Source organism: Paenibacillus sp. CMAA1364 (assembly GCF_054373195.1).
Genome location: NZ_JBITNB010000038.1, coordinates 1 through 23,163, shown reverse-complemented (window position 1 = coordinate 23,163; position 23,163 = coordinate 1). Strand labels below are relative to the sequence as shown.

The following is a 23,163-nucleotide window of genomic DNA, read 5'->3' as shown; positions in this document are numbered from 1 at the left end:
GTAGAGCACCTGACTTTTAATCAGGGTGTCGAAGGTTCGAATCCTTCATGGCTCATCTCAATATAAACAGTAAAGTCATCGGCCTTCTAGGTTAGATGGCTTTTTGTTTATTCTTCTTTTTGGACAAGGTATGTTAAAATATGAATAAATACATGAAGTGGTAGGTGATGTAACTACATGATGAGTATGGAAACACTCCGACAAAGACTAGAACAAATTGTGGGTATCCCTCTTCGTATTAAAGAACTGAATAAGGAAGATACGAAATCCTTTTTCAATTATAAGAATAGTACGCTCATGGATTCGGTTGTGAATGAAGGAGAAGTATGGTTCCCTTTATATACAATTAGTGGGAGGATGTCTGTATTAGCAGGTGAGTTGAACGCACTAAGTCTAGAAGAGGTTCAATTTATGGAACTCATTCTTGCCAATATGAGAGATCAATCACAATCCTTAATATCGCCCGAAGAAGAAGAGAAAATAGACATTAACAATCTTAGCGCATGGATTCAAACACATATTGACTCGGGCCAACTAGATATATCAGTACCAGAGCATTTCATGATACAGAAACAAATGATACCAGGAATGGTACCTTTCCTTTTAATAAGTGAGGGTGCACTTGGATCTCAAATACCCTACATACAATTGAAGAAGCTACTCGTAAATTACTTTGATGGTGCCATATTACTAATTCCTTTGAAGAACGATGAATGGCTAATTCTAGCGCAATTGAACCTGGTTATGGGTAATCCTGATGAAAAGGAAGAAGAACTCGAGGAGACAGAAGCTGAGACCTTAACTGCATTCTGCGATGGACTGCATGAGTTGGTGTCCAATGAGTGCGTGGGTGCCTTCCACTTATCAGTTGCACTATCGCTAGATCCAAGGATATCACTTCCTGCAATTGTAGTGATGTTACGTGAGACTATTGTACTTGGGAAGGCTTTTCATATTACAGAGCATATTCATTTACCTTGGGATTTGGTGTTAGAACGACTTGTATTTAGCATACCTGATAATCAAAGATCACGATTCTTAGAACATGTAGGAGACCATTCGATTTTTTTAACAGATACAGAGACACTTTTGACATTGGACACTTTCTTTCAATTGGATTGTAATGTTAGCGAGACTGCTAAAAGAATGTATATTCATCGAAATACGCTACTCTATAGATTAGATAAAATTAAACAAGAGACAGGTCTTGACGTTCGAAGCTTCGGAGATGCTGTTTTAATCAAACTCACCATGCTTTTGTACAAAATGACAAAAAGGAAATAGGTTTTTTGTGCAGTTTGTGGATAGCCAGTCTTATGAATATTGGTTAAGATAGAATTATCAAATGTAATCGGTTTTATAAACTTACTTAGGGGGACAATATAATGGCTGGAGTACGCTTAGAGCATATATACAAGAAATACGCAGGTGCAGATAAAGCAACGGTAATTGATATCAATCTTGATATTAAAGATAAGGAATTCTTAGTTCTAGTAGGACCATCAGGTTGCGGTAAATCCACAACACTTCGTATGATCGCTGGATTGGAAGAAATTTCAGAAGGTAAACTTTATATCGGAGATCGTGTTGTTAATGATGTAGCACCTAAAGACCGTGATATTGCGATGGTATTCCAATCTTATGCCTTGTATCCTCATATGAACGTATATCAGAATATGGCTTTTGGTTTGAAGCTACGTAAAGTAAAGAAAGACGAAATCGAGAAGAAGGTTCGCAACGCTGCGAAGATTCTAGACATTGAGCACTTGCTTGATCGTAAGCCAAAAGCATTGTCAGGTGGTCAGCGTCAACGTGTTGCCTTAGGTCGTGCGATTGTACGTGATCCACAAGTCTTCTTGATGGATGAGCCTCTTTCTAACTTGGATGCTAAACTACGTGGTCAAATGCGTGCGGAAATCACTAAATTGGCTAAGCGTTTAGAAACAACAGTTATTTATGTAACGCATGACCAAACAGAAGCTATGACAATGGGAGATCGTATCGTTGTTATGCAAGATGGAATTATCCAACAAGCAGCTTCACCTGAAGAATTGTATAACAGCCCAACTAATCTCTTTGTAGCTGGTTTCATTGGTTCTCCTACAATGAACTTTATCAATGGTACACTTAGTGAGTCCAATGGAGCGGTTCGTTTCCTAGCTGACGGATTAAATGTAGAAGTTCCAGGTGGTAAAGCTCAAATCTTGAAGAGCAGAGGTTTGATCGGTAAAGAAGTAATTATGGGTGTTCGCCCTGAAGATATTCATGAAGAGCCAGTATTCTTGGAAGCATCACCAAACACAATCTTTACATCCAACGTTGATGTTACTGAGAACCTTGGACATGAAATGTTATTGTATTTGAGTGGTTTAGGTAATGATACAGTTATCGCTCGTGTGGATGGACGTTCAACAACTCGCGATGGTAATACTGTTCGCTTAGCAGTAGATATGAACAAAGTTCATATCTTCGACAAGGAAACTGAACTTAACGTTTTAGCTGGCGAATAAAAAATAACTACCAATAGATAAAAAGGCTACCCGAAAGGGTGGTCTTTTTTAAATGGTCATATGTTGAATTGATGATCTATAGTTAGATAGGCAGTGATTGCAATCAATCAGAAATTCATTTACGATAGTTAGTATGAAGGAAGTTTGGATATCTTAAGAATCATCTCCACACGGGTGGTAGATGTGATGAGAGGAAGAGAGCTATGTCTAAAGCAGTTAAAGTCTCAGAACTAGTGCAACAATTCCATATGGAAGTCATTGCAGGCGAAGATGGCCTTAAACGAATGATTACGGTAGATGATTTGAACCGTCCTGGCCTTGAAATGGCTGGTTATTTTGAATACCATCCGAAAGAGCGAGTACAGCTTCTTGGTAAAACGGAATTAGCGTTTTATGAAATGCTAACGGATGAAGAAAAGCGCGATCGGATACAAAGGATTTGTACCCAGGAGACTCCTTGTATCGTCGTAACTAGATCATTAGACGTTCCACAGGAGTTAATAGATATTTGTAATCAAGAGAATTTACCAGTTCTACGCAGTGGCATGTCCACAACCATTCTATCCAGTAGAATTACGGGGTTCCTTGAGAAGAGATTAGCACCAACCACAACGATTCATGGTGTATTGTGTGATGTATATGGGGTTGGAATGTTGATTACAGGAACCAGCGGTATTGGTAAAAGTGAGACAGCCTTAGAACTAGTCAAAAGAGGACATCGACTGGTAGCTGATGATGCAGTTGAAATTCGTCAAACATCGGATAGTCAGCTCCATGGTTCTGCACCTGAGTTGATTAGACATCTACTAGAGATCCGTGGTGTAGGTATTATCAATGCAATGACTCTCTTTGGTGCAGGGGCAGTTCGTAATAATAAACGGATTACCTTAGTCGTCAGGTTGGAGAATTGGCAACAAGATAAACAATATGATCGGTTGGGATTAGATGAGGAAACGACTAGAATTATAGATACGGATGTTCCATTAGTGACGATTCCTGTTCGTCCTGGTCGTAACCTTGCTGTGATTATCGAAGTAGCTGCGATGAATTATAGATTGAAGCAAATGGGTCTAAATGCAGCACTTCAATTCACTAATAAATTAACAGCAACCATTGCAGAAGAAACCGATGATATGGATTAGGAGCGATGAGATGGCAACTTTATTACTTAATCCGGTCGCAATATCGATTGGAGCGTTACAGGTTCATTGGTACGGATTAATCCTTGGCTTAGGTGCCTTGGCTGGAATCATGCTTGCGATTCGTGAAGGAAAGAGATTTGGTATTTCTTCGGAGTTCTTCATGGATCTATTATTGATAGGTGTTCCTTCCTCACTTATTGGTGCACGAATTTATTATGTGGCTTTTAAATGGGAAGATTATAAAGATAACTTCTGGGATGTATTCAAGATATGGAATGGAGGTATCGCGATCTATGGCGCTTTAATAGGTGCGATTATCTTTGCCATTTTCTTCACCCGTTATAAAGGATATAAATTCTGGAGAATCGTTGATATTTGTGCTCCCGGATTACTTATCGGACAAATTATTGGACGATGGGGCAACTTTGTAAATCAAGAGGCCTATGGTGGGCCTGTAGATCAGTCTTTTTTGCAAAACAATTTACATCTACCTGATTTCATAGTGAATCAGATGAATGTTCAAGGTGTATTTCACCATCCTACGTTCTTATATGAATCGGTATGGAACATAGTAGGTATTGGCTTGTTAATGGTCTTGCGTCGGCAGAAGTTTCTACGAGCAGCTGAATTATTCCTATCTTATTTCATCTGGTATTCTATCGGAAGATTCTTTATTGAGGGATTACGTACAGACAGCCTAGCTTTTCAAGGTCCACAATGGCTAGAATCGATTATGAATGGTCTGTGGAGCCCAATGAAAGCATTAGGATTTGAGTATGGTGATTTGGATGCTGCATATGGAAATGTTAGAATATCGCAGTTGTTACCTATCTTGATTATTATTGGTGCAGTAGCATTTATCGTCTATAGACGTGTAACGGGTCGCGCGCAAGAACGATATCTTGATCCGATTATATCAACAAAGACAACGGTAGATATGATGCCAGAGGCATCATTAAACGACAAGAAACAGAAGATAACATCAGATTCAGAGCCAATTGGAGCTGAAGAAGAGGACACAACGGATACAACGAAGGAGTAACATATACATGATTGACACGATTCTATTTGATCTAGATGGTACGATTATTGATACCAATGAACATATTATTAATTCATTCATCCATGCACTACGGGATCATGTGCCGGCACCCTTCTCTAGGGAACAGATTATACCTAAAATGGGCATGACCTTAGAGCAACAAATTATCCATTTCACAGGTGCCGAGGATGCTTCTCCTTTTATAAAGGATTATAGAACCTATTATGATACGTTCCATGACATACATGTACAACCATTCCCACAAGTCAACGAAGTTATTGAAGCGTTACATGCCAAAGGAATTACTATGGGTGTGGTAACAACAAAGAATCGCCCTGGTACTCTAAAGGTATTGGAGATGTTTGGGCTTAAGAAGTATATGGATTCCATTGTGACTGTCATAGATGTTGAACATCCTAAGCCACATCCAGAGCCTGTACTTAAGGCCGTGAAGGAACTTGGCTCTGATCCACGTAAAACGCTGATGATTGGAGATAGTCCAGTAGATATTCAGGCAGCTCAAGCAGCAGGAGTGTTGTCAGCAGGTGTGTCTTGGTCGCTCAAGGGTGAGCAAGAGCTGAATAAGTACAACCCAAATTATATGCTACATCATATGGAAGATATATATCTTCTGTTAGAACAGGGGTAAGATACAGTGAGAAAGGTAACTCGGTACCCAGTGGAAGGTCCAAATGCGCTTTGGCAGATTTACAGAACCGTTAGCCCTTGGAAAGGGGTTAAAAATTTCATCTGTATCCAAATCACTCGGTACTGTCCTATCCTTCAAGTGAAGAACTGGATATACCGTCACTTATTAGGGATGAAGGTGGGCAATCATACCGCTTTTGGACTAATGGTTATGGTGGATGTATTCTTTCCGGAAAAGATCACGATTGGGAATAACACGATCATTGGTTACAATACGACGATCTTAGCCCATGAGTACTTAATCGAGGAATACCGCTTAGGTGACGTTACGATAGGAGACCATGTTATGATTGGTGCTAATGTTACCATATTACCTGGAGTCACCATTGGAGACCGAGCTGTTATTGCAGCTGGATCAGTTGTACATAAAGATGTAGATGTTGGTTCGTTTGTTGGTGGAAATCCAATACGTGTATTGAACTCTAATCAATAGGAATGGATAGTCTAATGAGATAGAATCATGATTGGCCTATTCTATAATACAGAACGCTCAGAAGTAACTAAAGGGACCTGATGGTAATTCATCCGTTAGGTTCCTTCTTTCATTGATAAGCAGACCATCACATTGATATTAGTGCATAATGTATATTTTGAAATAAAGAATCATAAGGAGATTATATGCAAAGATGAATCCAAAAGAACGTTTACCTCAGTTAGATATATTTCGTGCGTTAGCCATATTAGCGGTGCTTAACGTGCATGCTTCTTCCTATGCTGCAGGTGTACAGGCGTTGAATTCTCCCATTTATTATGTATACAATTTCATGAATATCTTCTTCAAGTATGGAACGCCTACGTTTATTTTTCTAAGTGGGTTTGTACTGTTCTATAACTATTATGAACGACCTGCAAATAATGGATTAATTATTAGATTTTATCGACAAAGGCTTAAGACCATTATAATTCCATATACAATTGTTTCCGTATGTTATTTTTTATATAACCAATATATTATGCGTACATGGATAGGCACACCAGTAAGTGATATCTTGGTTAGTTTTAGAAATGCGTGGTTAACAGGTACAGCACATACGCATTTATATTATGTATTTATTAGTATTCAATTCTATCTATTATTCCCATTCATTCTTAAGTTGTTGCAGTGGAAACCATGGATCGCGAAATGGATAATACCTATCGCGTTTACTCTGCAATGGGGATTTGTATTCTACAATAAATATAGTTTGCACATACCCAACAAAGGAAGTTATGCGATTTCGTACTTAGTCTATTATATGATGGGTGCTTATATAGCCATACACTTCAATACGATTAAATCATGGTTGATGAATAGTTGGACATTGCTGACTAGTAGGCAAAGATTTGGGACCATACTGTTATGGGGCACATGGCTTATAATCGCGTTTGTACAAATACAATTGTGGCATGTGTTGAGGTCAACTGGACATTCTGTCAATTCATTATGGTATGAATTTGTATGGAATATACATTCGATGTTATCTTCATTAGTGCTGTTGCATGCCTCATTTCTCATTTATCGTAAGTCATCATCCACATCGCGGTCCTTTCTAACGAGAATGGGTGAACTATCCTTTGCGATATACTTATTACACCCTATTATTCTTGCCCAGTATCGTCGTTTCCGTTATAACATTGAACCTGAGTCTATAATCTATCTATTTTTTATTATCGGTGGGCTTCTCATATCGCTATTTGTAAGTTGGGCAATCATTCATGTGTGTTATAAGAGAATCCCTTGGTCGTGGATATTCCTAGGAACAGCACCCAAATCGTTATCTGCTCATGAGAAAGGGATCTCCCCGGTCAATAAACAACGAAATTATCTTGATTCATAATTTTCTATGGTCCATTGACGTAAAGGTTAGACTCATGCTATAATAGCAGAAATTCTTTATCTTGGTAGCACGGTATAACTTTACCGCATTAAAGTAAATATCATTGACACAGTATGTCTATATAGAGGTGAATGGGAATGTTTAAGCCAAAAGGATTTGAAAAACCTAGTGGAGTTCGTGATTATCTACCGTACGCTGTGAATAAATTACGGCGGATTGAGCGTAATGTTCTAGATTGTATGGATCGATGGGGATATCAGCAGATTATTACGCCGACCATGGAGTATTATGATACGGTAGGGGTAGCAAGCTCTACATCGGATCAAAAGTTGTTCAAATTGCTTAATAATCGAGGAACGACATTAGTGCTACGTTCTGATATGACAGCACCTATTGCAAGAGTTGTATCTTCTTTATTAAAAGATCAACCTGTTCCTATACGTCTCTCGTATCACGCGAATGTGTTTCGTTCGATAGAAGAGGAAGCAGGAAGAGAAGCGGAGTTCTTCCAGACAGGTGTTGAATTGATTGGTGATGATTCTGCTGAAGCTGATGCAGAGGTGGTCGCACTTGCGATCGAATCACTAAAGTCAGCAGGCGTATCTTCTTTCAAAATTGCTATGGGGCATGTGGGGTTCCTACATGGGTTGTTCGAGGAAATTGTTCCAACTCGTACGGATATACAGGAGCTATTGAAAGAACGCTTGTTACTGCGTGACTATGTTGGATTCAGAAATGCCATCAAGCAGTTGGATTTGTCTGATGCACAACGACATGTGCTGGATGGAATCGTTCGTCTTCGTGGCGGTCAAGAGATCTGTGAGCAAGCACTGGAACTAAGTGATCACCCACAAGCTAGAGCATCTATTGATCATTTGCTAAAGGTGTGGGAAGTGTTGGAAGCTTATGGTGTCTCTGAGCATGTGCTGATTGACCTAACGATGATTGGTGATTTCTCTTATTATACAGGTATGACCTTTGAGGGTTACGCTTCGGAGCTTGGATTCCCAGTGTGTAATGGAGGACGTTACGATAATCTATTGCAACAATTCGGTCGTCCGATTCCTGCAACTGGATTTGCTCTCAAAACCAATCGAATCTTAGATGGTGTAGAAGGCTTTCAAGAATCAGAGGCAGAGCCTATAGTTATTCAATATGAAGCAAAGAATCGTCAAGAAGGCTTATTAGAAGCCACTAGACTTCGAGATGCTGGACATAAGGTCATAACGAAGTTAATACAACCTGGAAATGACACGCATGAGAAATGCCATATAGCCGAAGAAAGGGAGGGATGAGCAAGTGGAAGAAACGTTAAAAGTGGCAATGCCAAAAGGACGTATCTATACAAAAGCAGCCACCCTCTTTCGTCAGGCGGGATTAGCTATACCATTAGAAGTGGATGAATCACGTAAATTGGTCGTACCTCTTCCCGAGTTCGGAATGGAGTTCATATTGGCTAAGCCAGTGGATGTACCTACATACGTTGAATATGGCGTAGCCGATATAGGCATTGTAGGTAAGGATGTTCTACTTGAAGACACTAGAGATGTGTATGAATTACTTGATCTGGGTATCGCTAGATGTCGGATGTCCGTCATCGGTCTGCCGAACTGGCAACCGGGTATTCAACAACGTGTGGCTACGAAGTATCCTAATGTGGCTTCGCAATATTTTCGTGAACAGGGGCAACAGGTTGAAGTAATTAAGCTAAATGGATCGATTGAGTTAGCACCGTTAATCGGATTGGCTGACCGAATCGTGGATATGGTTGAAACCGGGCAGACCCTAAAGGATAATGGATTAGTAGAGATGGTGAGTATCTTTGATATTACGAGTCGCTTAATTGCTAACCGAGTAAGTTATCGTATGAAGAATACCCAAATTCAATCTTTATGTGATTTGCTAGAGAAGGTCATCCCTGTTCCAGAAATCAAGATCAAATAAATGAGCTAAATAATATAAATTAAATGTGTAATGCGCGGGGAGGAACGGCTTGGATGAGAATTGTGCCAATTCAAGAGTTTAATTTACAGCGGGAAGTGGATTACGGTACACCGGAACAGAATGCAGCGGTTAAGCAAATCGTGACTGATGTTAAGGCGGAAGGGGATGCTGCGCTTTTACGTTATACGCAAAAGCATGACCGTACCCTATTAACTGCACAACAACTTAGAGTGACGCAAGAAGAGCTGACGGCAGCATACGACCGTGTAGAGCCATCATTCGTCGCAGCCATTACAGCAGCGGCAGCGAACATCCGAGCGTTTCATATGAGAGAAAAGAGAAATTCGTGGATGGATATTCAGCCCGATGGTAGCATATTGGGGCAAATTGTTCGTCCTCTCAAACGCGTAGGTGTCTATGTGCCAGGTGGTAAGGCATCTTATCCATCATCTGTTCTAATGAATGTGATACCCGCTCAAGTAGCAGGGGTTCCAGAGATCGTGATGGTCACGCCACCAGCAACCAATGGACAAGAAGGGATCGACCCTTATATTCTTGTTGCAGCCGCTGAAGCGGGTGTGAATGAGATTTATAGAGTGGGAGGGGCACAAGCAGTTGCTGCTCTAGCTTATGGGACAGAAACCATTGCTCCCGTTGATAAAATATGCGGGCCCGGCAATATATATGTTGCTCTGGCCAAACGTGAAGTATTCGGTGTAGTGGATATAGACAGCATCGCTGGACCAAGTGAGATTGTCGTACTTGCTGATGAGACAGCAGATCCGGTCTATGTTGCCGCGGATCTCTTATCACAAGCAGAGCATGATGAGATGGCATCAGCTATTCTAGTGACCCCTTCTCTTGCATTGGCAGAATCGACAGCTGCAGAAGTGAAGAGACAACTAGCGCTATTACCGCGTCGAGATATCGCAAGTGCATCCATTGATAATTATGGTGCGATCCTTGTGGTTGATTCCATAGAAGAGGGGATTACTGTCGTGAATAGACTGGCTCCTGAACATTTGGAGATTGTTGTGCAAGATCCAATGTCTTATGTAGGTAGTATTGAGAATGCAGGGGCTATCTTTCTAGGACCATACAGCTCCGAGCCCGTAGGTGACTATTTCGCAGGCCCTAACCATATTATACCGACGAATGGCACAGCTAGGTTCTCATCTCCAGTTGATGTGGATGATTTCATTAAGAAATCTAGCATGATTTATTATAGTAAGGAAGCATTAATGAAGAATGGTGCGATGATCATGGAACTTGCCAGACATGAAGGGTTAGAAGGTCATGCACGAGCCATCGAAGTTCGACTTGAGAAAGAAGGAAAAGTAGGAGGGTATGATAATGACGGACAATAATATGAGTGAAAGCTTACGTAAAGCAAGTGTCAGTAGAACAACAAATGAGACGGATATTTCGCTTTCTTTTTCAGTAGATGGTACAGGGGTATCGGAATTAGAGACGGATGTTCCCTTCTTGAATCATATGTTAGATTTATTCGCCAAGCACGGTCAATTTGATCTTGCGGTGAAGGCAAGAGGAGATATCGAGATTGATGATCACCACACGGTGGAGGACATTGGTATTTGCTTAGGTCAGACACTGAGAGAAGCATTGGGCGATAAACGAGGAATTAAGCGTTATGCAAGTGTATTCGTACCAATGGATGAGGCATTGGCGCAGGTCGTTATTGATATTAGCAACCGTCCGCATTTCGAATACCGTGCAGAATATCCATCCACACAAGTAGGCAGTTTCACAACAGAATTAGTGCATGAATTTCTATGGAAGTTGGCACTAGAAGCACGTATCACGTTGCATGTTATTGTTCATTATGGGCAGAACACGCATCATATGATCGAAGCGGTGTTTAAGGCGCTAGGACGCGCGCTTGATGAAGCAACAAGTATTGATCCAAGGGTTACGGGCGTGCCTTCCACGAAGGGTGTGCTATAACCTGTGGCCATCGCGATTGTAGATTATGGAATGGGCAACCTACACAGTGTGAGTAAGGCTGTTGAACGACTTGGATACGTTGCAATAATTAGTAGCGATGAGAGTGAAATTTTGGCGGCAGATGGTGTTATTCTACCAGGAGTAGGCGCCTTTGGTGATGCTATGGAACAACTACAAGAGAGTTCACTTGATGAGACTGTACGGAAGGTCGCGGCAAGCGGGCAACCGTTACTTGGTATATGCTTAGGTATGCAACTGTTGTTCAGTACAAGCGAAGAGTATGGTCACTATCAAGGGCTAGGAATTCTACCAGGTCGTGTCGTAAGGTTCGAAGGAGGCAACTATAAAGTGCCACATATGGGATGGAATAAGCTTCAGTATAAGGACAAGACCAATCCCTTGTTCACAGGACTTGTTGAAGGACATGTATACTTTGTTCATTCCTATCATGTTCTGCCAGATGTGTTAGGTCACCTTTTAGCGACAACGGATTATGAACAACCTGTAACGGCTATTGTGGGGCATGATTCCATCTTCGGTATGCAGTTCCATCCTGAGAAGAGCGGCGATCTTGGCATGAATTTATTGCGTAATTTCCTTAAGATTACCGGTAGTCCTGTGAAGAATGCTAACGAGTAATTATCGAGTTGAATATAGGTTGTAAATATAGACTGTTTAGAAAAGAATGGGGGATAACAAGGATGTCATCTTTTATCATATATCCAGCGATTGATATTCGTGATGGGAAATGTGTAAGACTTATTCAGGGGGATTATAATCAAGAGACCGTATATAATGATAGTCCGCTAAATGTAGCGAAGGCGTGGGAAGAACAAGGCGGATCGTACATACATCTCGTTGATCTTGATGGAGCGAAGGCAGGACATCCTGTGAATGATGCTATTATTGGTGCGATTGCTAAGGCTGCGAACGTACCTGTTCAAGTGGGTGGTGGTCTACGTACGGTAGAAGATGTGGAGAGACTATTAGCACTTGGCGTTAATCGGGTCATCCTTGGAACAGCAGCGATAGAAGATCGCACCTTCACAGAGGCTGTATTAGGAAAGTATGGGGATAAGGTTGCGATTGGAATTGATGCACGCAATGGCTATGTTGCGACACGAGGCTGGTTAGAGACATCGGAAGTGAAAGCGGAAGAACTGGCTAAAGAGTTAGCTGCTAAGGGTGCTGAGACCTTTATCTTTACGGATATTTCACGCGATGGCATGATGCAGGGTCCAAATATTGATGCGATTCGTTCTTTGGCCCTAAGTAGTGGACGTACCGTCATTGCTTCAGGTGGTGTGACCGTACTAGATGATCTTCTTAACTTAAGTGCGTATTATCATGAAGGCATTGGCGGAGCTATCGTTGGTAAGGCGCTTTATACAGGCAATATTGATCTAGAAGAAGCAGTGCTAGCCATTAAGAAGCAGAGTTAGAGAGATTGGTTATAGAATACAGTGAACTTATAGAGAGTCGAGGTGAACCTTATGCTAGCTAAACGTATTATTCCATGTTTGGATGTGAAGGATGGTCGGGTAGTTAAAGGCGTGAATTTCGTCAACTTGCGTGATGCAGGTGATCCAGTCGAACTGGCAGCGCTATATGACCGTGAGGGTGCAGACGAGCTCGTATTCTTGGATATTTCTGCATCAGTAGAAGGTCGTGCCACGATGATTGAGGTCGTTAGGCAAACGGCGGGTGAGATATCCATTCCTTTTACAGTAGGTGGAGGGATCTCCCATGTAGATGATATGAAAAGAATTCTTCGTGCAGGTGCCGATAAGATTGGAATTAATACAGCGGCGGTACTCAACCCGCAACTCATCTCCGAAGGAGCACGTCGCTTCGGTTCTCAATGTATCGTGGTAGCGGTCGATGCCAAGTATAATGAGTCATGGGGCGAATGGGAAGTGTATACGCATGGTGGACGTACACCATCCGGTATTCGTACATTAGCATGGGTGAAGGAAGCTGAATCGTTAGGTGCAGGTGAGATACTACTTACGAGTATGGATGCCGATGGTACAAAGGACGGGTTCGATATTCGTCTAACATCCGCTGTATCTGATGCTGTGGGCATCCCTGTCATCGCTTCAGGTGGAGCGGGTACGATAGATCACTTCTATGATGTATTCACGAGCGGGAAAGCGGATGCAGGCTTGGCAGCGACTATATTTCATTATAAAGAAATAACGATTCAAGATTTGAAGAAAGGCTTACAGCAAAAAGGGGTGGAGATTCGATGAGTACAAAACTAAATATAGAACAACTAAAGAATAACATTCGCTTCGACGAGACGGGTCTAGTACCTGCTATTGTTCAAGATGTTAAGACGAGAGAAGTCCTTATGCTGGCGTACATGAATGCTGAATCACTTCAACTTTCGGTCGAGAGTGGCGAGACATGGTTCTGGAGCCGTTCCAGACAAGAACTATGGCATAAAGGAGCAACATCAGGAAATATACAACGCATTATCTCTATTAGCTATGATTGTGATGGAGATACCTTGCTTATCATCGTAGAACCTCAAGGTCCTGCTTGTCATACGGGGAATGTAACATGTTTCTTTAATGAAGTATCTGTGGTGGATGGAGATGAGAATCAATCAACAGCAACTACTCTAGGTCAGGAGCGATTCGCTGTATTGGAAGAGTTGGAACAGATTATCGCGATACGAGAGAAGGAACGTCCAGAAGGGGCTTATACTACTTATTTATTTGAGAAAGGAATCGATAAGATTCTTAAAAAGGTAGGAGAAGAAACGGCTGAGGCGATCATTGCTGCCAAGAATAAAGATAACGATGAGTTACGCCTTGAAGTAAGTGACTTGATCTATCATCTACTTGTCCTTTTAGAGGAGCGTAAACTACCTTTGGATGATATTATGACCGAGCTTAGCTTGAGGCATGAGCGACCAAGACGGGATTAAAGGAGGAATTCGATCATGTTGATCGACTACCATACACATCATGCTCGTTGTGGACATGCGATTGGACAATTAGAGGAATATGTTCTTAGAGGTATTGAGATGGGTCTATCGCAGCTTGGCCTATCGGATCATATGCCACTGATTCATGTGGAACCTGCAACGTATTATCCAGAGATGGCTATGCCCATGGACGAGCTGCCGCGTTACGTAGAGGAATGCCTTTCTTTGAAGGAACGTTATAAAGATCAGATTGATATACGTATCGGTATTGAGGCCGATTATATCGAAGGATATGAAGTGGAGATTGAACATATCCTATCATCCTATTCGTGGGATTACGTTATTGGTTCCGTTCATTTCCTGGGCGAATGGGATATTAGTGACTACCGTCAGACCCATAACTGGGAAGGTAAGGACATTCTAGCTGTCTATGAACAATACTATGATGCTGTGAAGAAGGCCATGGCGACTGGACTATATGACATTATGGGACATATCGATGTGATCAAACGATTCGGTTATGTTCCTGCAGCAGATAAGTACGAAGAGGTTGTAGCGATGGAGAATGCTGCGCTTCAAGCCGTATCCCAAAGTGGTATGGCTATGGAATTGAATGCTTCAGGCTTATCGAAGGCATGCCAGGAGATGTTTCCAAGCCAACGTATGGTATCCGAAGCCTTTAGACTAGGTATTCCAATAACGGTAGGCTCCGATGCACATGATCCATCACGACTGGGTGAGTACCTTGATCAGGCTCGATCCGTACTGTGGGAAGTCGGCTATCGTGAGTTATCCGTGTTTGATCATCGGAGAAGAAACCAGGTTCCTTTTGAAATCTAGTATAATCCTGTATAATATAAGTATATTAGGAAGACTTGAACTCAGGAGGATACTATGCAGCATAAGATGCTTATATTTACGGGATCATCTAACCCAAAATTAGCAGAGGATATCTGTAGCAAGTTAGGTGTGCAATTAGGAAGCATCACACGATCACGCTTTCAAAGTGGTGAGATCTACATTAACTATGAAGAAAGTATTCGTAATTGCGATGTATTCCTAGTCCAATCACTCTCTCATCCTATAAATGAGATGTTTGTTGAGTTGTTAGTCATGATAGATGCGGCAAAGAGAGCATCAGCTCGGACGATTAATATTATCATTCCGTATTATGGTTACGCACGACAGGAGCGAAAGTCAGCTCCACGAGAGCCGATATCAGCTAAAATGGTTGCGGATATTCTAACAACGGCTGGTGCTAACCGCATCATTACGATGGATTTACATGCTCCTGCCATACAAGGATTCTTCAATATACCTGTCGATCACTTAACCGCACTGGATCTAATCAGTGGATACTTGAGAAGCAAGAATATTAAGAACCCTGTGATTGTTTCTCCAGATGCTGGACGTGCATCCACAGCAGAGAAGCTAGCGAATCATCTGGATTCTCCCTTTGCTATTATGATTAAGAAGCGACCATCTCACAATGAATCGGTCATTACACATGTCATAGGTGATGTGAAGGGTAAGACGCCGATCATTATAGAAGATCTTATTGATACAGGAACAACAATCGTGAATGTGGTAGAAAGCTTGAAGGAACGCGGATCTGAGGATGTATATGTATGTGCTACGCATGGACTTTTCTCCGGCAATGCACTTGAAAGACTTCATCATCCTAACATCAAGGAACTTGTCGTGACAGACTCAATAGCACTCCCTGAACAATATAATGGGCGGATAGAGGTTCTCTCTGTAGCACCTATGTTCGCACAGGCAACACGCATTATTATAGAAGGTGGTTCTATTGCAACTTTGTTTAAAGACTCCGGCATTTGATCATGCGGCGTCTTTTCTGCGTTGTAAGAGGATTTACGAATATATGGTATACTAATAATCGGTAACTGTATACAAGCAAGAAGGAGGTGCCTTGTTTCAATGAATGAGGATAAACAACGGGCTAAACCCCTATACAATAAAATAATACCTGTCCATCTGGATGCGAATTTCTTCTTTGAAAGGGCTGTAAGCTCGTTAGATCGCAATCATTTTGGCAAGGCATTGAAATATTTCACAAGAGCAGCAGAATATGAACCAGATAATCCTGTAAACCATTGTAACGTCGCTGGAGTTATGTCAGAAATGGGTGATTATGCAGGATCAAATCATGTATTATCTGATATTCTTGAGAATATGGATTCCACAATGACGGAATGCTACTTCTATATGGCTAATAATTTTGCTAATATGGAGAACTTTGAAGAATCAGAAAAGGCATTAGTGACCTATTTGGAAGAAGATATTGTAGGCCAGTTTCTAGATGAGGCTGAGGAATTACTGGATATGTTACATTCTGAATTAGATCGTCCTGCTAAGTTAAATAAGATTAAGAGTCGGGCAGGATTGATAGAACATGAACATGCGCGTACGCTTCTGGAAGAAGGGAAGTTCGCTCAAGCGGTAGAACTATTAGAGCAGATAGTAGATACGAATAATGACTTTCTAGCAGCACGTAACAACTTAGCGTTAGCCTATTATTATGTAGGATTGTTTGACAAAGCCAAGCTTACGATCCAAGACGTACTAGAACAAGAGCCAGGCAATCTACACGGACTATGTAATTTAGCCATTTTCTATCAACATGAGCAGAATATAACGGACTTACTTCCGTTGTTGCATACTTTGTCAGTCACCATTCCTTTCCATCAAGAACATTTGTTTAAACTAGCTACAACAATGGGTATATTAGGTCAACATGAACATGCCCTTCGGCACTTTCGTCGCTTGTTAAAAGATGAGGAACTGAATGGGGATCCTAGTCTATACCATTACTCAGCAGTAGCTGCCTTTCATTGTGCTCGTTATGTAGATGCAGAAAGATATTGGAGATTTGCTATGAAGTTAGATTCTGACACCACTATTCCACAGTTCTATTTAACTCAGATGCAACAATTTCAAGATGGAACATTAGAAGAACCGCAAATAAGCTACCATTATCACCTTCCGATTGAAGAGCAACTTAAACATTGGGAAATGGATGATGACGGTATTTCCGAGGAAATGATACAAAATCCCTTGATACGTTCATCCTTCTTTTGGGCAATACGACATGGTGACATAGCTACGAAGTTACAAGTTATTCAATCGATGGCTTTGATTGCCGATGAAGAAGTGAAGCAAGTGCTAAGGAAATTGTTGCAAGAGCCTGATGAAGATGAAGTGATTAGAGAGGCAGCTACTCTTGTGCTTCAAGGTATTCAAGATGAGGTATTGGTGAATAGCCCTATCCATTCGATATACCCTAATCCCAAGTGATGGATGTAGAAGTGTTCACTTTTTATAATATTATATTTAGGAGGCAACATGATGTATAAATCAATCGTTATTGGAACAGGTCCTGCCGGGTTAACGGCAGCTATTTATCTAGCTCGTGCTAATATGAAGCCATTAGTTATAGAAGGTATGCAACCGGGTGGGCAGTTGACAACCACAACTGAAATCGAGAACTTCCCTGGATTTCCTGAAGGGATCATGGGACCCGAACTAATGGATAATATGCGTAAGCAAGCGGAGAGATTTGGAGCTGAATTCAAATCAGGTTGGGTGGAGAATGTAGATTTCTCTAAGCGTCCATTCAAAGTACAAGTCGAAGGAATAGGCGAGTTATTGGCTGAGACTGTAATCATCTCAACAGGAGCTTCAGCGAAATACATGGGCATCCCTGGTGAGCAGGAGAACATCGGAAGAGGTGTTAGTACGTGTGCGACATGTGATGGATTCTTCTTCCGCGGTAAAAAGATTATTGTCGTTGGTGGTGGTGATTCGGCTATGGAAGAAGCTAACTTCTTAACTCGCTTCGGTTCAAGCGTAACGTTAGTCCATCGTCGTGAGGAAATGCGTGCCTCTAAGATCATGCAAGATCGTGCTCGTGAGAACGAGAAGGTTCTATGGTCATTAAACCGTACCCCGCTAGAAGTAGTGGCTGAAGGGAATGGGGTAAAAGGATTAAAAGTACGTAACAATGAGACGAATGAAGAAGAGTTAATTGAAGCTGATGGTGTGTTCGTAGCGATTGGGCATACGCCTAATACACAGTTCTTATCCAATCAGATTACGACAGATGATATAGGTTACATCATGGTTAAGCCAGGCACGACAGAGACCAATATACCGGGTGTGTTCGCATGTGGAGACGTACAGGATGTTCGATACCGCCAAGCGATCTCTGCAGCAGGTACGGGATGTATGGCAGCTATGGATGCAGAGAAATTCATAGAGGGCAATATGGTTCATGACTGGAGCGAGTCTCTAGGTAAATAAATAGAGGTTTAATATAGATCACCTGACCAAGTAACTGTTGGTTAGGTGATTTATATTTTATTGGGCAATGTTATACACGTGATCTAGATCTTCGCAAATAGTCTAAAAGGTTATAAATTCAAATTAGTAGAAGTTATTATCCTTTACAAGGATCAATAAAGCGAATATCCTATGCGGAAGCGTTCTATTCGTAACTTACTTCTCTTGACCATATAGTAGGCATGAATTATAGTTGGTACATAGGTTTAAAAATATTGCAGATAGATAAAGGTGGCTTTTAACATGTCTGAAAATATCTATGTTGGTGTGGATTTAGGCGGTACGTCGATTAAAGTGGGAATTTGTAATCAAGAAGGACATCTTTTGCTTAAACATGAAGGGCCCACAGAGACTGATAAAGGTGTTAATGTCGTCATTGATAACATTGTAAAGTATGTGCATGAAGTTGTAGAAAAGTCTCCTTATCAATGGGACCAAGTTGTAGGTATAGGGGCGGGGTTTGCAGGCTTTACGAATGTTGCTGAGGGGATTATTATCTTTGCACCCAACATAGGATTTAAGGATGTTCCAATACGCTCAATCTTAGAAGAGCGTCTAGGAAAGCCCATCAAAATAGATAATGATGCCAATGTGGCTGCGTTAGGAGAAGTATGGAGCGGTGCGGGACGTGGGGTAGATAATTGTATCTGTGTCACACTGGGAACTGGCGTAGGTGGAGGTATCATTCAAAGTGGTAAAATTTATCAAGGGTTCTCAGGATTAGCAGGCGAGATCGGACATGTATCTGTTGTGCCTGATCTAGAAGCTATTCAATGTGGATGTGGTAAAAAGGGTTGTTTGGAGACGGTATCTTCAGCAACGGGGATTATTCGTATGGCTAATGACGCTGTAGCGCGTGGAGATCGTACAACATTATCTATCGTAGAGCATATGAATGCAAAGGAAGTATTTGATGCCGCTAAGGCAGGAGATGAAGTTGCTATTCGCATTGTGAATCGTGCAGCCTTTTACTTGGGTAAAGCGATGGCAATGGTTGCAGCTGTATTGAATCCTGAAGTGTTTATTCTTGGTGGTGGTGTATCCTATGCGGGAGATATCCTATTCAATGAAATACGCGAAGTGTTCGCTAAGTTAACACCAGATCCGCTACAACGTGGTGTGACCATTCTTCCGGCCATATTAGGGAATGATGCGGGCGTCGTAGGGGCTGCAGGACTGCTTCTTCGTTCATAGACAAAGGAGGGAAAGCTGATGCTGGACAACGATATAGCTATACCAGCCACGGCAACCCTGATTATCATCACAGGAATGTCGGGTGCGGGAAAAACACTTGCTGTACAAAGCTTAGAGGATCTTGGCTTCTTCTGCGTGGATAACCTTCCACCGGTGTTGATCCCTAAGTTCGCAGAGCTTATTGAACAATCTAACGGAAAGATCGCCAAAGTAGCATTAGTGATTGATTTGCGTGGACGTGAGTTTTTCACAGCGTTGTCAGAATCATTGAGTTATATCAAAGAACATTTCACTATGGGTTGTGAGATATTGTTCCTAGATGCCATGGATTCAGTTCTTGTGCAACGCTATAAAGAAAGTCGTCGACGTCATCCATTAGCTCCCGAGGGAATGCCACTGGATGGTATTCGATTGGAACGTAAGTTGTTAGAAGAGTTAAAGAATTCTGCCACGCAAATCATCGATACGAGTAGTATTAAGCCAGGACAACTGAAAGAGAAGATCATCTCTCGATTCTCTCACTTAGAGCCCAACACGATGTCTGTGAATATTACATCATTTGGATTCAAGTACGGTATCCCTATTGATGCAGACCTTGTATTTGATGTGAGGTTTTTACCTAATCCGCATTATGTAGATGAACTTCGTCCACGCACTGGGCAAGATCCTGAAGTCTATGAGTATGTAATGAAGTGGACTGAAACACAATTATTTGTGGCGAAGTTATTGGATATGCTCCAATTCTTAATCCCACAGTATTATAAAGAAGGTAAGAGCCAAGTTGTGATCGGAGTCGGATGCACAGGTGGTAAGCATCGTTCTGTTGCTATTTCTGAGTATCTTGGGAAGATGCTGGGCATTGGCGAGACAGAACGTGTCTCGGTCATCCATCGTGACTCTGAACGAGATCGTGACTGGCATTAACGGGGTGAAGTGAGATGGAAGTAGCAGGTCAGACAAATGCGCGGCCCCGAATTGTTGTGATGGGTGGAGGTACTGGACTGTCCGTCATGCTTCGTGGGCTAAAAGAAAAACCCCTGGATATTACGGCTATTGTTACGGTGGCCGACGATGGTGGTAGTTCAGGTATTCTACGCAGTGAATTACAGATGCCCCCACCTGGAGATGTTCGTAACGTATTAACCGCACTCGCTGATGTTGAACCGCTACTATCACAAATGTTAAGTTATCGCTTTGGCAGTGGTTCAGGACTTGCTGGGCATAGCTTAGGTAACTTAATATTAGCAGGAATGACGGATATCACAGGTGACTTTGTATCCGCAGTACGAGAACTAAGTAGAGTGTTTGCTGTGCGTGGTCGAGTACTGCCTGCAGCGGGTGTTGCTGTCACGCTACATGCTGAGATGGAAGATGGAAGTATCGTTACTGGAGAATCCAAGATTCCTGACGTAGCTAAAAAAATCAAGCGTGTATTTCTTGATCCAGCCGAAGTCGAGCCATTACCAGAAGCAGTTGAAGCGATACAGCAAGCAGATGCTATTTTGATAGGACCGGGTAGTCTATATACTAGTATTTTACCCAATTTATTAGTCCCTAAACTGGCAGAAGCAGTCTGTGCCTCTAAAGCGATTAAGATCTTTGTGTGCAATGTCATGACGCAACCAGGTGAGACCGATAACTACAGTGTGAACGATCACCTGAATGCAATCTATGATCATGTTGGTGTACATTTGTTCGATTATGTCATCGTCAATAACGGTGAAATTCCAACCCGAGTACAAGATAAATATGCTGAGAAGGGTGCAAAGCCTGTTCAATTAGATCTAGAAGAAGTGACAGGACATGGTTACAAGGTAATTGCTGATACGCTAGTACTCTTTCGGACATACCTACGACATGATGCAGATAAACTAAGCCAGCACATTTACCAGCTCGTACAAAATTGGACTTTACGAGAGAGGTGAGTCACTTGTCGTTTGCGGCGGAGACAAAAAATGAATTGACTAGAGTTGAAGGACAGGCATGTTGTGAGCAAGCTGAATTATCAGCACTCATTCGCATGAATGGCTCTGTTCAACTGTCGAATAAAAAGGTTATTTTGGATATATCGACAGAGAATGCCGCGATAGCAAGACGAATATATACCTTAATCAAAAAGTACTTTCAAGCACATACCGAATTACTAGTGCGTAAAAAGATGAGATTAAAGAAAAATAATGTGTATATCGTACGCATACCTGTTGGTGTTCAGGAAATTCTAAAGAAACTACATATTGTTTCCGAAGGGTTCCTATTTACACAAGAGATTCATAGTGAGCTAATTCGTAAGAAATGCTGTAAGCGTGCCTATCTACGCGGGGCATTTATGGCTGGTGGATCTGTAAATAATCCGGAGGGGTCATCGTATCATCTTGAGATTTACTCAATGTATGAAGACCACTGTAAAGGATTAGTGAAACTAGCTAATGAATTCCGGCTGAATGCTCGCTTTATAGAACGTAAAAAGGGATTTGTCCTGTATATTAAAGAGGGCGAGAAGATTATTGAGTTCCTAAGTCTGATAGGTGCACATCAATCCTTATTCAAATTCGAGGATGTACGTATTATGCGAGACATGAGGAACTCTGTTAATCGTATCGTGAATTGTGAGACAGCTAATTTGAATAAAACAATCAGTGCAGCAGTTAGACAAATTGATAATATTAAGCTATTACAACGTGAAGTTGGCTTAGAGACTTTGCCGGACAAGTTAAGAGAAGTAGCCGAGGTGCGTTTAATCCATCCAGATCTGAATCTAAAAGAGGTTGGAGAAATGCTCAAGGGTGCAGTTAGTAAATCCGGTGTGAATCATCGTCTGCGCAAAATTGATGAGATGGCAGACAAGATTCGTAACGGATGATTTTTAATTATAGTGTCCTTCATGTTATAGTGTTATAATAAAGTTATATGAAATGATTGTATAGCGAATAGATTTATAAATAGGGGGTAAGTTTCCATGACAAAGCACCCGGTAGTTGTCCGTCTGAAGACCGGTCTTCACGCCAGACCGGCAGCATTGTTCGTACAAGAAGCGAATAAGTACTCGTCTGAAGTTTTCGTGGAAAAAGATGATAAAAAGGTAAATGCTAAAAGCATTATGGGAATTATGAGCCTTGCGATCAGCTCTGGTACGGAAGTCTATATTAGTGCAGATGGTGCGGATGCTGAACAGGCTGTAACCGCTTTAGTAAATTTAGTCAGTAAAGAAGAATTAGAGAACCAATAATATTGTATTCATTGGTGCAAGAAACAAATATTAGCTGATCCTTTCGAGGGTCAGCTAATATTTGTTTTTTTATGCTTATATCGCATTTTTGATATTATGTAACACAAGATTTATGCCGATATATACAGTACTCATGTCTTTCTAGCTATGAGTAATATCATATAAATTGACATCGGGGGAGTTGTGTTAGGTATGGGTATTAAATTATCTATCAATAAATTAAGAGAGAAACAATCACAGAATCTATCAGTACAAGATCGCGAGAGAGCGTAAAATATTATGTGTAAATAGATAAATAGAAAAAGGAAGACCTTTTCT

23 protein-coding genes and 1 pseudogene are annotated in these 23,163 nt (G+C 41.4%); all 24 read left to right on the top strand.

All coding sequences use genetic code 11. The features are described from left to right. Positions 1-177 precede the first annotated feature (177 nt). The 24 genes and pseudogenes from ACH8E3_RS15910 (at position 178) to ACH8E3_RS15795 (ending at position 22,845) form a co-directional block, all read left to right on the top strand. Entirely contained in the window at positions 178-1,284 is a 1,107-nt protein-coding gene (locus tag ACH8E3_RS15910; protein ID WP_458633626.1) for a PucR family transcriptional regulator, read from the top strand. A gap of 101 nt (positions 1,285-1,385) precedes the next feature. Continuing rightward, positions 1,386-2,510 carry an ABC transporter ATP-binding protein gene (locus ACH8E3_RS15905; RefSeq protein ID WP_458633625.1) on the top strand — a complete coding sequence of 375 codons (1,125 nt, stop codon included), beginning with the start codon at positions 1,386-1,388 and terminating at the stop codon, positions 2,508-2,510. A gap of 203 nt (positions 2,511-2,713) precedes the next feature. Beyond that, positions 2,714-3,652 (top strand): HPr(Ser) kinase/phosphatase, encoded by a 939-nt coding sequence (gene hprK / locus ACH8E3_RS15900; protein WP_458633624.1) that lies wholly within the window; start codon positions 2,714-2,716, stop codon positions 3,650-3,652. 10 nt (positions 3,653-3,662) lie between these two features. Continuing rightward, positions 3,663-4,694: a prolipoprotein diacylglyceryl transferase gene (lgt, locus tag ACH8E3_RS15895; RefSeq protein ID WP_458633623.1), complete on the top strand. Its 1,032-nt coding sequence runs from the start codon at positions 3,663-3,665 to the stop codon at positions 4,692-4,694. 7 nt (positions 4,695-4,701) lie between these two features. Next, entirely contained in the window at positions 4,702-5,343 is a 642-nt protein-coding gene (gene ppaX, locus ACH8E3_RS15890; RefSeq protein ID WP_458633622.1) for a pyrophosphatase PpaX, read from the top strand. Between the two features lie 6 nt (positions 5,344-5,349). Further along, entirely contained in the window at positions 5,350-5,835 is a 486-nt protein-coding gene (locus ACH8E3_RS15885) for an acyltransferase (RefSeq protein ID WP_458633621.1), read from the top strand. A 193-nt stretch (positions 5,836-6,028) separates the two neighbouring features. Further along, complete coding sequence (locus ACH8E3_RS15880) at positions 6,029-7,219, top strand: acyltransferase (protein ID WP_458633620.1); 1,191 nt, start codon at positions 6,029-6,031, stop codon at positions 7,217-7,219. 137 nt (positions 7,220-7,356) lie between these two features. Next, entirely contained in the window at positions 7,357-8,514 is a 1,158-nt protein-coding gene (locus tag ACH8E3_RS15875) for an ATP phosphoribosyltransferase regulatory subunit (protein ID WP_458633619.1), read from the top strand. A 4-nt stretch (positions 8,515-8,518) separates the two neighbouring features. Continuing rightward, complete coding sequence (gene hisG, locus ACH8E3_RS15870) at positions 8,519-9,163, top strand: ATP phosphoribosyltransferase (RefSeq protein ID WP_458633618.1); 645 nt, start codon at positions 8,519-8,521, stop codon at positions 9,161-9,163. Positions 9,164-9,216: 53 nt separating this feature from the next. Further along, positions 9,217-10,530: a histidinol dehydrogenase gene (gene hisD / locus ACH8E3_RS15865; protein WP_458633617.1), complete on the top strand. Its 1,314-nt coding sequence runs from the start codon at positions 9,217-9,219 to the stop codon at positions 10,528-10,530. Next, positions 10,517-11,128: an imidazoleglycerol-phosphate dehydratase HisB gene (hisB, locus tag ACH8E3_RS15860; RefSeq protein ID WP_458633616.1), complete on the top strand. Its 612-nt coding sequence runs from the start codon at positions 10,517-10,519 to the stop codon at positions 11,126-11,128. Before hisD ends, hisB begins: the two co-directional genes overlap by 14 nt. 3 nt (positions 11,129-11,131) lie before the next feature. Beyond that, a complete protein-coding gene (gene hisH / locus ACH8E3_RS15855) occupies positions 11,132-11,767 on the top strand; it encodes an imidazole glycerol phosphate synthase subunit HisH (protein ID WP_458633615.1) in 636 nt (211 codons plus the stop codon). A 62-nt stretch (positions 11,768-11,829) separates the two neighbouring features. After that, positions 11,830-12,570, top strand: coding sequence for a 1-(5-phosphoribosyl)-5-[(5-phosphoribosylamino)methylideneamino]imidazole-4-carboxamide isomerase (gene hisA / locus ACH8E3_RS15850; protein WP_458633614.1), 741 nt, complete (start codon positions 11,830-11,832; stop codon positions 12,568-12,570). 51 nt (positions 12,571-12,621) lie between these two features. After that, complete coding sequence (gene hisF / locus ACH8E3_RS15845; RefSeq protein ID WP_458633613.1) at positions 12,622-13,380, top strand: imidazole glycerol phosphate synthase subunit HisF; 759 nt, start codon at positions 12,622-12,624, stop codon at positions 13,378-13,380. Continuing rightward, the gene (hisIE, locus tag ACH8E3_RS15840; RefSeq protein WP_458633612.1) at positions 13,377-14,063 is read left to right on the top strand and encodes a bifunctional phosphoribosyl-AMP cyclohydrolase/phosphoribosyl-ATP diphosphatase HisIE; all 687 of its coding nucleotides are present in this window, start codon (positions 13,377-13,379) and stop codon (positions 14,061-14,063) included. The genes hisF and hisIE overlap by 4 nt, the downstream gene beginning before the upstream one ends. A gap of 15 nt (positions 14,064-14,078) precedes the next feature. Beyond that, positions 14,079-14,903: a histidinol-phosphatase HisJ gene (gene hisJ, locus ACH8E3_RS15835; protein WP_458633611.1), complete on the top strand. Its 825-nt coding sequence runs from the start codon at positions 14,079-14,081 to the stop codon at positions 14,901-14,903. 54 nt (positions 14,904-14,957) lie between these two features. Further along, positions 14,958-15,905 carry a ribose-phosphate diphosphokinase gene (locus ACH8E3_RS15830; protein ID WP_458633610.1) on the top strand — a complete coding sequence of 316 codons (948 nt, stop codon included), beginning with the start codon at positions 14,958-14,960 and terminating at the stop codon, positions 15,903-15,905. Positions 15,906-16,004: 99 nt separating this feature from the next. Continuing rightward, a pseudogene (locus ACH8E3_RS15825) lies at positions 16,005-17,330 on the top strand (tetratricopeptide repeat protein); the annotation flags it as partial. A 102-nt stretch (positions 17,331-17,432) separates the two neighbouring features. Beyond that, positions 17,433-18,386: a thioredoxin-disulfide reductase gene (trxB, locus tag ACH8E3_RS15820; RefSeq protein ID WP_458633627.1), complete on the top strand. Its 954-nt coding sequence runs from the start codon at positions 17,433-17,435 to the stop codon at positions 18,384-18,386. 282 nt (positions 18,387-18,668) lie between these two features. After that, a complete protein-coding gene (locus tag ACH8E3_RS15815) occupies positions 18,669-19,619 on the top strand; it encodes an ROK family glucokinase (RefSeq protein WP_458633609.1) in 951 nt (316 codons plus the stop codon). Between the two features lie 18 nt (positions 19,620-19,637). Next, positions 19,638-20,543: an RNase adapter RapZ gene (gene rapZ, locus ACH8E3_RS15810; protein WP_458633608.1), complete on the top strand. Its 906-nt coding sequence runs from the start codon at positions 19,638-19,640 to the stop codon at positions 20,541-20,543. A 14-nt stretch (positions 20,544-20,557) separates the two neighbouring features. After that, the gene (locus ACH8E3_RS15805; RefSeq protein ID WP_458633607.1) at positions 20,558-21,544 is read left to right on the top strand and encodes a gluconeogenesis factor YvcK family protein; all 987 of its coding nucleotides are present in this window, start codon (positions 20,558-20,560) and stop codon (positions 21,542-21,544) included. A 5-nt stretch (positions 21,545-21,549) separates the two neighbouring features. After that, positions 21,550-22,479: a DNA-binding protein WhiA gene (gene whiA / locus ACH8E3_RS15800; RefSeq protein ID WP_458633606.1), complete on the top strand. Its 930-nt coding sequence runs from the start codon at positions 21,550-21,552 to the stop codon at positions 22,477-22,479. Between the two features lie 96 nt (positions 22,480-22,575). Beyond that, the gene (locus ACH8E3_RS15795) at positions 22,576-22,845 is read left to right on the top strand and encodes an HPr family phosphocarrier protein (RefSeq protein ID WP_458633605.1); all 270 of its coding nucleotides are present in this window, start codon (positions 22,576-22,578) and stop codon (positions 22,843-22,845) included. The last annotated feature ends 318 nt before the right edge of the window (positions 22,846-23,163 follow it).